The organism is Glycomyces tarimensis, from assembly GCF_054776215.1.
Genome location: NZ_BAAHCB010000013.1, coordinates 52381 through 64158 on the forward strand (window position 1 = coordinate 52381; position 11778 = coordinate 64158).

Genomic DNA, 11778 nt, shown 5'->3' on the forward strand with positions numbered 1-11778 from the left:
CCCGGGGGCGCGCTTCGAGTTCGCGATCGAGGCGATGCGAACTCGCCGGACGGCTCCAGGTCTGAGGCGTCGATCGGCGCGGGCGGCGTCGATCGGTACGCCCTGGTCCTCAACGGCTTGGCATGCGTGTATTGAGGAAGCTGCGTAAGCCGTGCAATTGCCCGTCGAATATTCGACGCACTGAAGTCCCACTGGATTGCAGAGTCCCCTCCGCACTGAGGGTAGGGACTCGACGGACTCGTTCGCTGCGGCGCGTTCACTACACCGAATGGCACCGCCGACTCAGAGTTCGATCGATATGGCGATGCGTCTAGTAGAACTCTCGGTTAAGAAGCGGCATATGCACCGTTATTATCATGTTTCCTAATGGGATGAATCGGTGATATGGGACTATCTTGATCGCCGGAAATTCTCTGTTATGCGCATCACAATCACGTTTAAAATGAACGTTCGGATCCGTCTGGTGACAATCAAATAGCAATGTATTACTCTGTTCGCTACGCCGGGGCCGGTATACGGCACGGGACATCGGAGCGATGCGACGGTGCTCGGATACAGCGGCCGCCGGCGATGCGGCAAGGTTCTCGCCTTGTAGTGGAAGACAGCGGAAGAACGACAACCGAATCCCAGAGGAGAAGCAATCGGTATGAGTTGAAGTCCCCCCGACCCCCCGGACACCCCCCGATGGCCGCTAGCGCGGCCCGCCCAGGAGTACGACCCGGCGCCAGAGCCGGCAGCACACCGACACGACGGGCAGGATGGTAATCCCATGACACAGCAGCAGTCCCAGAAAGGACGCTCCAGCGCGCACGAGTACAGCCACCTCACGCCGCTCTTCAGCGAGCTGAAGCAACTCGAGGAGGACGACCCCAGGCGGGCTGAGATCCGCGATCGCATCGTCACCGGCTACCTGCCGCTGGCGGAGCACATCGCCCAGCGGTTCTCCGGCAAGGGCATCGCCAAGGAAGACCTCGTTCAAGTGGCCTCGGTCGGCCTCATCCACGCCGTCGACCGCTTCGACCCCGGGCAAGGCGCCGACTTCCTCGCCTACGCCGTACCCACCGTCATGGGCGAGGTCCGCCGCCACTTCCGCGACACCAGCTGGCCGATGCGGGTCCCGCGCCGGCTCCAAGAGCTGCGCCTGTCGATCAACCACGGCAACGCCGAACTGGCGCAACGCCTCGGCCGTCCGGCCACTCCCGCCGAGCTCGCCGAGCACCTCGGCATCACCGAGGACGAGGTGCATGAGGGCTACGAAGCCAGCCAGGCCTACCGGGCGGTCTCGCTGAACGAGGCGCCGTTCGAAGACGACGAGCGCACCACTCTCGCCGAATCGGTCGGCGAGGAGGACGCCGCCCTGGAGTTCGTCGAGGACCACGAGTCCCTCGTGCCGCTCATCCAAGAGCTGCCGGAACGGGAACGGAAGATCCTGGCCCTGCGCTACTTCGGCGACATGACCCAGACCCAGATCGCCGCAGAGGTCGGCATCTCGCAGATGCACGTCTCGCGACTGCTCAATCGCACCCTCCACGAGCTGCGCGAGGGCCTCACCAGCTCATCGACATGACCGCACCAGGTGCATGCATTCGCGGAGCGCGGCAGGCCCGCACGCCTGCCGCGCCCCGGCCCGCCGGTCCGCGCGAACCCGGGGCTTTTGACACAAAGCCCGGCGCAATGCTTATGGTGGGTGGGTCCCATTGCTTCGTCGCCGCATCAGCGAGGGAACCGGCGGAGCACGGGCTCGAAGGAACGTCGCCGGAATAGCTGGGCCGGACAGAGGCGGAGTGATGGCAGAGCACGCAGACGACAGGTGGACCACGCCCGACACGTCATCGTGGCTGGGGCAGGCCGCGTCACCTGATGAGGACGATCGGACGGACGCGCCGTTGCGGTTCCGCGAGTACGGGAGTCCTCTGGCCGGTCTGCGGGCCAGCGGATCGGTCGACATGCGCACCCACCTGGATTGGGAGTGGGCCCTGCGGGACTTCACCAGTCGGCGCCCCGAAGTATACTTGGATCTTGCCGACCTGGAGTTCATCGACGTCCGAGGGGTCAGCGTCCTCGTGGACGTCGCGAGCGGGGCCACCGGTGGCCAACAGGTCCTGGTCGGCCATCCGCCCCGGTGCCTGCAGCGGATCATGGAGGTCCTCTGGCCCAACGGCGCGGCCGCGATCACGTTCAAAGGAGAACAATGACCCCTGCGCCCGAACACGAGGCCGGTGAACGGTTCGAGCACCCCGCGATGTTCTACTCCGACCGTGACGAGTACCTGGCCGGCACGATTCCCTTCATCGACGAGGGGCTGACCGCCGGAGACCCGGTGGCCGTCGCAGTACCCGAGCACAACCTCGAATCGGTGCGGCGAGCCTTGGGAATCTCCGCCGAACGCGTCCTCCTGGTCAACATGAGCGAGGCCGGCGCCAACCCGGGCCGGATCATCCCCGAAGTCGTGCGCACCTTCGCCGACGCCCACCCCGATCGGCACGTGCGCATCATCGGTGAGCCCATCTGGCCCGGCCGCAGCGAGCTGGAGTACCCCGCCTGCGTGCAGCACGAGGCGCTCCTCAACCTCGCGCTCAACGGGCGCACCGTCACCAAGCTGTGCCCGTACGACACCAAGAGCCTCGATAAGCGCGTCATCACCGACGCCAGGGCCACCCATCCGGTCCTCATCGACCGCACCGGGCGCCACCCGAGCGAGCACTTCGACCCCGATCGGGTCCTCTCCGACTACAATCAGCCGCTCACGCGGCCACCGCTGTGGGCGATCGAACGCATGGCCGACCACACCACGCTGGACAACGCGCGCTGGTTCGTCACCGCTTACGGGCTCAAAGTGGGCTTGTCCCCCACGCAGCTGGTCGACCTCGAGATCGCCGTGACCGAGTTGCTCACCAACAGCATCAGGCACGGGGGCGGCTTCGGCGTCTTCCGCGTCTGGAGCGACGAGGAGTACCTGGTCTGCGAGGTCAGCGACTCCGGACACATCACCGATCCGCTCGCCGGACGCCGTCCGATGGACGAGTCCCAGCGCCACGGCCGCGGGCTGCTCCTGGTGAATCAGATCGTCGACCTCGTCCGCATGCACACCAGCCCGGACGGCACCACCGTGCGCATCCACATGCGGCTGCCCGCCGACGGCGCCGAGTAGCACGGGAGCGGTGAGCCGTTCCGGGCACATGGTGGCCGCCCGCGGGCCCGGTCGTCGTCATTTCCCGCTCGGCCGCCGTGCGCGGGCCATGGGAGACCCCGGCCGAGGGCCGGGGTCTGTTCGACCGGTGTTCCCACGCCACGGCGAAAGCCCGGGCGGCCCATAGCGTCCGGACCAGGGCGAGCCGTGCGGCGGCGGAAGCGGGTATTCGCAGGCGGCCCCTCAGCCGATCCGGCCGGCCCCGAGGCCTCGTCCGGGCGCGCCCTCCGCGTCGAGCAACTGGCCCGCCTGGGTCGCGTGTCCCGCTTCGACGAGCAGGTCGTAGCTGTCCGCCTGGATTCCCGATATCGAGGAGAAGTCTCGCCGACCGCCGGTCATGGCATGAGCGATCAACCCGATGACGGCGCCCACGATCGCGCCGAAGATCGCCCCGTACAGCGCCAGCAGCAGGCCCGCGATCAGGGGGTTGACCCAGTCGAAGAGGCCGAAAATCCATCCGAACAGCGCTCCGAGCACCGCACCCGCGAGGGCCGTCTTGCCCGCGGACCGCCAGAGTGTCATTCGTCCGGTGACCCGCTCGACGCTCCGCAGTCCCCGGCCCACGATCACTGTCCGCTCAACCGGGAACCGGTGATCGGACAGGTAGTCCACCGCTCGCTCGGCCTCTTCGTAGCTGCCGTAGGAACCCACCGCCACCTGTCCGGCAGCCGCCGGGGCCCCTCCGGTGTCGTGCTCCTGGCCGGGTTGCGTCATCGTGCACCATCCCATCGTCAGTGGTCGTTCTCCCAGGACTTCCCATTCATCGAATATGGAAACCCGGGCGCCGAGCGAGCGCGGTGGACGGCCGATCCGACCGCTGCGCCCCATGTGCGTGTCGCGGGGCCGCGCCGGGGTACGCACGAGTATGTTCTTCGACTCCTGGGGCGGGTTGCTCCGCGTGGTGGTTCTCGGTCTGTGCGCCTACGTGGCACTGGTGGCGGTCCTGCGGCTGTCGGGCAAGCGGACGCTGGCCAAGATGAACGCCTTCGACCTCGTGGTGACGGTGGCGCTGGGCTCCACCCTGGCCACGGTCCTCCTCAGTTCGGAGGTGGCGTTGGCCGAAGGCGTGCTCGGCCTGATGGTGCTGGTCGGCGCCCAGTTCGCCGTCGCCTGGACGTCGGTGCGCTCGCAGCCGTTCCGCAAGGCGGTCAAGGCGACCCCCACGCTGCTGGTGTGGCGGGGACGCCTTCGCGAGCGAGCGCTCCGGGAGCAGCGCGTCAGCCGGTCCGAAGTGCTGCAGGCGCTGCGCTCACAGGGAGTGGGCGGATTGGACCAGGTGGCGGCGGTCGTGCTCGAGACCGACGGCTCGTTCAGCGTCATAGCCGCTCAGTCGGCCGGGGACCTCGGCGCGCTCGACGACGTGAGCGAGGTGCCGCGGGAATGAGCCGGGCGACGGCGCCGGTCGTCGCGTTCATGGTCGCGTTCACGGCATCCGGCCGTCGAGCACGCGTCGTGCCCGCGGCCCGCGTGGACGGGGCTGCGGGCACGGACGCGTCGCGGTCAGCTGCTGAGACGTCGGGCGAGCATCGCCTTGCCCTCTTCGGCGCCCTTGCGGCTCGTGCCCTGGGCACGTCGGAAGAAGTCCGCCAGCTCGCTGTCGCCGGCGCGCTCGGCATCGGCGATGTAGTTCTCCAGGCGCAGCGCATTGCTCAGGCACGCCTCGACGAACCAGATGATGTTGTAGTCCTTGTCCGGCGTGCCCGTCACCTGGCCGGTCTCATTGTTGGACATCCGTTCCTCCTCCGTGACTGCGGTTGCGTGGCGGCGGAGTACCCATCGGAGGCGAACCGACACTTCGGTGCGCGAAGGGGTCGGCATGCAGGCGAGCGGGCGTCTTTGCCCCACCGCTGTTCTGCATCTCCCGAGCGTCGACGACGCCGACGAGAGAGCGCCGCGACCATCATGACGACCGGAACGAAGGCCCCCGAGCCCTTCGCGGTCGTTGCGGAGGCGCGCGTTCCCTTCGACCTGGCGGTCTTCCCAACCGGCCGGCTCCTGAGCGTGTCGGCGGTGCGGCGAGCCGGTGACGAGTGTCATGGTGCCCCGACTCGCGCGAGCCGGTAGTTTCGGGAATTAGCGAAATGCCGAAAGGCGGTGGACGTGCTCGACGAATGCAAGGCCCTGTCCAATGAGACACGGCTGCGGATCCTCGCCTGGCTCAAGGACCCGGCGGCGAACTTCCCATGCGGGGGCACGGCCGAGCTGGGCGTGTGCGCCGGTTTGATCCAACACAGGGCCGGCACGTCGGCCTCGACCATGTCGGCACACCTCGCGATCCTCCAGCGTGCGGGTTTCCTCCAGGCCACCCGCCGTGGCCAGTGGATCTACTACCGACGCGACGAGGCTCGCATCCGCGCGTTCACCGAAGAGCTCCATCGCAGTCTCTAGGAAAGGCACCCGATCATGCCCGTTGCCCTATCGATCCTCGACCTGGCGCCGATCGCGCCGGGCCGCTCCGCGCGCGAGAGCTTCTCCGCGAGCGTCGAGCTCGCCCGCGCCGCCGAACGCAGCGGCTACCGGCGGGTCTGGTACGCCGAGCACCACAACATGCCGACCATCGCCTCGAGCGCGACGAGTCTGCTGATCGGCCATGTCGCCGAGCACACCGAGACGATCAGGCTCGGCGCGGGCGGGATCATGCTGCCCAACCACTCGCCGCTGGTGATCGCCGAACAGTTCGGCACGCTGGAGACGCTGTTTCCCGGTCGGATCGACCTCGGGCTGGGACGCGCGCCCGGCACGGACCGCCCCACCATGCGCGCCATCCGGCGCGACGCCACGTCGGCGGACTCCTTCCCGCAGGATGTCCTGGAGCTGCAGGGATACCTGCGCGGCGAGCCGGTGGTCGCGGGGGTGCAGGCCGTGCCGCGCGCCGAGGGCGAGGTGCCGCTGTACCTCCTCGGCTCCTCGCTGTTCGGTGCTCGGCTCGCCGCGAAGCTCGGACTGCCGTACGCGTTCGCGTCCCACTTCGCGCCCGATGCCCTGTACGAGGCCGTGGCCGTCTACCGGGAGCAATTCGAACCGTCCGAGCGGTTGGCCGAGCCGTACCTGATCGCGGGCGTCAACGTGTTCGCGGCAGAGGACCGCGACGAGGCCGAGGCGCAGCGGCAGCTCGCCTACCGCAACCGGGCGCGCGCGTTCGTCTCGCGCGGCCGCGGAGGCGGCTTCACCGACGCCGAGATCGACGCGTTCCTCGCTTCGCCGAACGGCGAGCAGCTGTCGGCCATGACGAGGTACACCGCCGTCGGCACCGCGGGCGAGGTCCGCGAGTTCCTGGAGGATTTCGCCGCCTCCACCGGCGCCGACGAGCTGATCACCGCGCACCACGCCGAGCGGGTGGCCGACCGCGTCCGCTCCGTCGAACTGACCGCCGAAGCGTTCGCGGAGGCCACCGCGCCGCGCGGTTGAACCGGCGCGAGGCCGGCGCCGCTCAGGCGGGCCCTCCCGCCTCGCACGCGCGGCCGTTGGGGATCTGCGCGTAGACGTCGATGTAGCGGGGCCGGTAGTTGTCGACCTCTTCGTACAGGTCGCCGGTGTCGAAACTGTTCACGTTGTACGTCACCAGCAGGCGGTTGCCGTCACTGAGGTTCGGGTGCGCCTTGGCGTTGTACGTGAAGATGTCGCCGCCGGTCTCCGGCGTCTCGTACAGGACGGTCTTGTCCGTGTACGGCCCCTCGATGTCGCCGCTGCGGTACATCACGATCTCGGCGCTGAGCGCCTCGGTGGCGTCGCCGGTGACGATCGTGAACCTGCCCTGGTGACGGGAGACGCTGAATTCGTTCGAGACGCCCTCCAGGACGCGGGTGGACGCGGTCGGATCGCCGTGCCACTCCCCCGCCGCGAAGTACTCCCAGTCCGCGGTGGTCAGGGAGCCGGTGGGCACGCGGGCGAGGTGGGCGTACTTCTGAGCCTGGAGGTCCTCGACGCCGAACACGTAGGTGTAGCCGTCCTCGGGGTCCTCGTAGATCGCCGAGCCCCAGTTCACCTCCGACTCCGGCAGTTCCGTGATCGCCCTCAGGCTCATGTCGGCGGCGTCGAAGGTGGCGACGGCGTTGCCGGCGAACGCGAAGTCGAACACTCCGTCGCCGGTCTTCTCGAACTCGAGCAGCATCACCTGCAGGGAGTCGCCTTCGACGGTGCCGTCGCCGAACCAGTACCACCGCCTGGTCTCGTCGGCGCCCGCGACGGTCGCGAGCGACTCGGGTGCGGAGTGCGTGCCTCCTGTGTGGGTGGTCAGCGTGCCGGCGTCGTCCACGATGATCGAGTTGTGGATGAACGGCGAGTCCAGCGGCCTGCCGTGGTTCTCGTCGACCTCCCCGAGGAAGGTGTCCGAGTAGAGCCACGCCGTGGCTCCGTCGGGCAGTTCGACGCTGTACGCGGAGTCGGCGCCCGTCCACCGCCCGGCGGTGTCGCCATAGGTGCCGAAGCGCTCGGTGAGCGCTTCGTTGACGGACGCCGAGACGCTCGGGGAGCATCTCGGCGCATCGGGGCCGGCCTGTGCGGCGACGGGGACGGCGGCGGCCGTGAGTCCCGTGAACAGCGCTGCGGTGAGCGATAGCGTTCGCTTGGTCATGTCTGCTCCTTTGCAGGTTCGGGGTCGCACCGGAGGGTCCGGCCCTTGGGGGTCTATGCGGGCGCCTCGGGGAGTTCGGCGAGGACTCGGCCGGCGAAGCGGTCACCGATGAGGCGCTGGGTGTCCGGCCCGGCGTGCAGGGGCCGCAGGCGGTGCGTCGTCATGAAGCCTCGGTCACGGTGCCGTCCGCGTACACGTCGAGGAGCCGGTCCCCGATGCGCAGCCCGCGCAGGACCGCGCCCGGATCGAGTTCGGCGATGCAACCGCGCACCGTGTTCAGTTCGTCGGAGCCGACCGTGGGATCGACGCCGAAGAACGACTCGATCACCAGGGCGACATAGGCTCCGGCGGAGGAGCAGGCCCAGTCGATGATGTACGGCAGCTGCGGGGGCGCCTTGCGCGCGCCGCCGCTCACCGTGGGCATGGCCTCCTCGGTGAAGTGCGCCTGGCCGGGCGGGCCCTGGTTGGCGGAGCGGGCGAGCCCCGGGAGCCAGTCGATGGCGACGGACGGCGCGCCGAGGGCGACGAGGGAACGCGCCGCGTCCGCGGGCCACGCGGGGTAGGCGCCGTTCCACTGGTGGTCGGGGCGCACGCTGTAGCTCGCGTCGGGGTCCCAAGGGGACAGCGAGCGCAGCCATACCTCGGATTGCAGCTCGCGCCGGTAGAAGTCCACCATCTCGCGGCGGACCCCTTCGTCGAGATCCTCGGCGATCGTGGTGCCGACGACGCTGAAGTCGTAGACGTGGCGCACCGGCACGCGGGTGCCGTCCGGCTGACCGGCGGCGAAGTGGCCTTTTCCGGGCAGGTAGCGACCGACCACGGCTTCGACGAGCGCATCGGCCTCGGCCGTGAGCACCGCGGCTCCGTCGGCGTCGCCGCGGGCGGCGAGGATCGCCGCCACCGTGCGCATGTTCCACACGTTGGCCGCGTTGAGGCCGACGACCTCGTGCGTGTACGAGCTCACGCACTCCAGGAGGTTGTCGATCTCGCCGTAGTCGGCGAGCGGGGCCGAGCCGCGGAGCGAACGCCATGCCAGCGCCCATTCGCGCAGGTGCTCGCTCACCGCCCGCCCGCCCGGTGTCTCGTCCAGCAGCTCGGTGTCGCCGGTGAACCGGAGGTAGTCGTTGACGAGTCGCGTCATCGCGTAGTCGTTGACCGAGTACCAGCGGCCGACGGGCGCTCCCGTCAGCGACGACGTGCCGAAATGGGTGTGGATGTCGGAGGCGATCCAGTGCCGCAGCTGGCGTTTCATGACCTCGGGGTCGAGCAGCGCATGCGTGATGGAGCTGAGGCTGTAGTCCCATATGAACGTCGTGGTGCCCCAGTAGTTGGGCATCAGGGTGTCGTAGCTGCGTCCGAGCACGTTGCCCGCGAAGTCGCGTCGGAACCAGATGACGCCGAGCACGCCCCACCAGTACAGGCGCCGCAGCGGCTCGGAGGAGGTCTCCAATGTGGGCAGATGTCCGGAGAACTCGCCGTTCCCCGGCCGGAACGCCGCGTCCAGCTGCGCGTCCCAGAGCGACTCGGCCGCGCGGACCGTTGCCGGCACATCCGACGCGATGCGGTCGAACGTCGCGCCGGCCGCGTCCTGGGACGCGCCGATCGCGTGCACGTATCCGAATCGCGCGGTGGCACCGGGCGCGACCTCCAGTCGGACGGTCACGTCGCCGCCGCGTTCGATGCCGCCGATGCCGGGCTCGTGCTCCCCCGCGGCCGGCGCGATGCCGGAGAGCCGCACCTCGCCTTCCGTGTCGACGCCCTGCACGCTCCAGGCGGTGCCCGACTCGTTGGCGAAGACGAGTCGCGACGGTGCCGGGGTGGCGAGGTTGCGCTCCTCGGGCGCCTGCGCGTCGAGCCAGGCCGTGGCGGACCGGGCCACTCCGGCGGTGAGCGAGAGCGTGATCGGCACCGTTCGGGGCGTCTCGCCCGTGTTGGTGACGCTGACGTCGACGGCCACCCCGGTCTCCTCGGGAGCGCACACCGTGACGGTGGTCAGTTCAAGGCCCGGGAGCGTCGCACTTCGGCGCACGCGGTCGGGACGCCATTCGTGGGTGACCGGTGCGCCGTACGACTCGAAAAGGCGTCCTTCCACGAAGCACACGGCGGTGCGGGTGAGGCCCTGCGACACCGGGGGGAACGTCACGGCGCTGACGGCCGTGAGGTCGTGGTCGACCCTGGTGGTGCCGAGGAAGTTCGTCAGACCGCTCGGCGCGATCATGTCGTCGTAGTGGTGCGTGACCGGGTCGGCGGCGAGGTCGTCGACGGTCGGGACGAGGCTCATGGGGACTCCTAGTACTGCCCGAGGGCGAGGCCGCGGGCGAAGAACTTCTGCGTGCAGAGGAAGAGCACGACGGTCGGCAGCGAGACGAGCACGGCGCCGGCGAGCACGGTCGACATCTGCGCGCCGCCGTAGGTGCTCTGCATGCCGGCGAGGGCGGTCACGATCGGCCGCACGGCGTCGGACTGGCTGAGGACCAGGCCGAGCAGCAGGTCGTTCCAGATGAACGTGGCCTGCAGGATGAAGATCGCGGCGAGCGCGCTCGAGGCCATCGGCAGGTACACCCGGACGAAGATGCGCCAGGTCGACGCGCCGTCGAGTACGGAAGCCTCGAAGACGTTGTGCGCGATGCCGGTGAAGAAGTTGCGCATCACGAACGCCGAGAAGGGGGTCGAGATGGCCGTGTACACGATGACCATGCCGAGCCGCGTGTCGAACACGCCCACGCGCGAGTAGGCGTCGAACAGCGGCAGCAGGATCATCTGCAGCGGGAAGACGGTGCCGCCGAAGATCGCGACGAACCAGGCGAAGCCGTGCCGCAGCCGCAGCGCGACGATCGCGAACCCGGCGGCCGCGCCGACGAGGACCGCGATCGCCGGCGAGACGATCGCGTACACCAGGGTGCTCGCGACGCTGTCGCCGAGCCCGGACAGCCGCATGGCCTCGGCGATGTTCGCGAACAGCGAGAAGTCGGTGGGCCGCCACGATTCGGTGGTGGTGAAACGTTCCGGCGCCTTCGCCGCGTTGATGAGCAGCAGGTACACCGGAACCAGCCAGAGCAGGCCGAGGAGGATCAGGACGGTGGTGCGGACGATTCGTGACATGGTCAGGCCTCGTGCTTGCTGGACAGCTGCTCGCGCAGGTAGAGGACCGCGGCGGCGAGCGTCACGATCGTGAGGAACACGGCGATCGCCGAACCGAGTCCGTATTCGCTGTTCACAAAGGTCTCCTTGTACATCGTCAGCGCGAGCGTCTCGGAGGCGCGCCCCGGCCCGCCCTTGGTCATGCCCTGGACGATGTCGAAGGTCTTCAGGCTCGCGACGATCGAGAGGCCGACGACGACCGCGGTGAGTGGGCGCAGCATGGGCCACAGGATGCTGCGGAACAGGCGCAGCCCGCTGGCGCCGTCCATCCGCGCCGCCTCGAGCGGCTCCTTCGGGATCGACTGGAGGCCGATGGTGAAGAGCAGGGCGTTGACGCCGACGCCCTGCCAGGAGGCCGCGATGATCATCACGACCGTGTTGAGCGGGGCGTCGACGAGCCAACGCGGCGTGTCGGCGACCCCGACGGCGGCGAGCGCCTGGTCGAGGGCGCCGTCGCTTCCGAGGATGAACGACCAGATCACGCCCACTCCGATCCCGGAGAGGGCATACGGGATGAGGAACGGCAGCCGCAGCCAGATGCCGCCGGGGAGGTTCCAGGTGAGCAGGGCGACGCCGAGTCCGATGCCGACCGGGACGAGGAGGGTGCCGACGACCCACAGGAGCGTGTTGAGCACGGAGCCGAGGAATCCGGGATCGTCGAGCATCTCCGCGTAGTTCTCGATGCCCGTCCACGCGGGATCGCCCAGGCCGTTGTACTCGGTGAAGCTGATGAAGGTCGTCCACAGCAGCGGCAGGTAGAGCAGTACCGCCACGAGGAGCACGCCTGGCGCGATGAACCCCATGGCCGACCAGCGGTACGGATCCCGCTGCTTGGAGGGCTTCGCCGTCGAGGTCTTGTCGGACGTCATCGGGT

12 protein-coding genes are annotated in these 11778 nt (G+C 68.9%); 6 read left to right on the plus strand and 6 right to left on the minus strand.

Annotated elements, in window-relative coordinates; translation table 11 throughout:
* The first annotated feature begins 769 nt into the window (after window positions 1–769).
* The 3 genes from ACYVK3_RS11795 to ACYVK3_RS11805 all read left to right on the plus strand — a co-directional run bounded on the left by ACYVK3_RS11795 (window position 770) and on the right by ACYVK3_RS11805 (window position 3151).
* Window positions 770–1567 carry an RNA polymerase sigma factor SigF gene (locus tag ACYVK3_RS11795; protein WP_460497512.1) on the plus strand — a complete coding sequence of 266 codons (798 nt, stop codon included), beginning with the start codon at window positions 770–772 and terminating at the stop codon, window positions 1565–1567.
* Between the two features lie 220 nt (window positions 1568–1787).
* Window positions 1788–2195: an STAS domain-containing protein gene (locus tag ACYVK3_RS11800; protein ID WP_460497513.1), complete on the plus strand. Its 408-nt coding sequence runs from the start codon at window positions 1788–1790 to the stop codon at window positions 2193–2195.
* Window positions 2192–3151, plus strand: a complete 960-nt coding sequence (locus ACYVK3_RS11805) for an anti-sigma factor RsbA family regulatory protein (protein WP_460497514.1) — start codon at window positions 2192–2194, stop codon at window positions 3149–3151. The genes ACYVK3_RS11800 and ACYVK3_RS11805 overlap by 4 nt, the downstream gene beginning before the upstream one ends.
* Window positions 3152–3373: 222 nt before the next feature.
* Here the strand turns inward: ACYVK3_RS11805 and ACYVK3_RS11810 are convergent, their stop codons facing one another.
* Window positions 3374–4051, minus strand: a complete 678-nt coding sequence (locus ACYVK3_RS11810; RefSeq protein ID WP_460497515.1) for a YflT domain-containing protein — start codon at window positions 4049–4051, stop codon at window positions 3374–3376.
* Between the two features lie 4 nt (window positions 4052–4055).
* Between ACYVK3_RS11810 and ACYVK3_RS11815 the strand changes: the two genes are divergently transcribed.
* Entirely contained in the window at window positions 4056–4574 is a 519-nt protein-coding gene (locus ACYVK3_RS11815; RefSeq protein ID WP_460497516.1) for a DUF421 domain-containing protein, read from the plus strand.
* Window positions 4575–4690: 116 nt separating this feature from the next.
* On the opposite strand, the gene ACYVK3_RS11820 is transcribed toward ACYVK3_RS11815, so the two are convergent.
* Window positions 4691–4921 (minus strand): hypothetical protein, encoded by a 231-nt coding sequence (locus ACYVK3_RS11820; RefSeq protein WP_460497517.1) that lies wholly within the window; start codon window positions 4919–4921, stop codon window positions 4691–4693.
* Window positions 4922–5284: 363 nt separating this feature from the next.
* Between ACYVK3_RS11820 and ACYVK3_RS11825 the strand changes: the two genes are divergently transcribed.
* Together ACYVK3_RS11825 and ACYVK3_RS11830 are read left to right on the plus strand one after the other, a co-directional pair.
* Window positions 5285–5578: an ArsR/SmtB family transcription factor gene (locus ACYVK3_RS11825; RefSeq protein ID WP_460497518.1), complete on the plus strand. Its 294-nt coding sequence runs from the start codon at window positions 5285–5287 to the stop codon at window positions 5576–5578.
* Between the two features lie 15 nt (window positions 5579–5593).
* The gene (locus ACYVK3_RS11830) at window positions 5594–6598 is read left to right on the plus strand and encodes an LLM class flavin-dependent oxidoreductase (protein ID WP_460497519.1); all 1005 of its coding nucleotides are present in this window, start codon (window positions 5594–5596) and stop codon (window positions 6596–6598) included.
* Window positions 6599–6620: 22 nt separating this feature from the next.
* On the opposite strand, the gene ACYVK3_RS11835 is transcribed toward ACYVK3_RS11830, so the two are convergent.
* The 4 genes from ACYVK3_RS11835 to ACYVK3_RS11850 all read right to left on the minus strand — a co-directional run bounded on the left by ACYVK3_RS11835 (window position 6621) and on the right by ACYVK3_RS11850 (window position 11773).
* Window positions 6621–7763 (minus strand): DUF4185 domain-containing protein, encoded by a 1143-nt coding sequence (locus ACYVK3_RS11835; protein WP_460497520.1) that lies wholly within the window; start codon window positions 7761–7763, stop codon window positions 6621–6623.
* 160 nt (window positions 7764–7923) lie between these two features.
* Window positions 7924–10044: a hypothetical protein gene (locus ACYVK3_RS11840; protein WP_460497521.1), complete on the minus strand. Its 2121-nt coding sequence runs from the start codon at window positions 10042–10044 to the stop codon at window positions 7924–7926.
* 8 nt (window positions 10045–10052) lie between these two features.
* Window positions 10053–10865, minus strand: a complete 813-nt coding sequence (locus ACYVK3_RS11845; protein WP_460497522.1) for a carbohydrate ABC transporter permease — start codon at window positions 10863–10865, stop codon at window positions 10053–10055.
* Window positions 10866–10867: 2 nt separating this feature from the next.
* Window positions 10868–11773 (minus strand): carbohydrate ABC transporter permease, encoded by a 906-nt coding sequence (locus ACYVK3_RS11850; protein ID WP_460497523.1) that lies wholly within the window; start codon window positions 11771–11773, stop codon window positions 10868–10870.
* Between the last annotated feature and the right edge of the window lie 5 nt (window positions 11774–11778).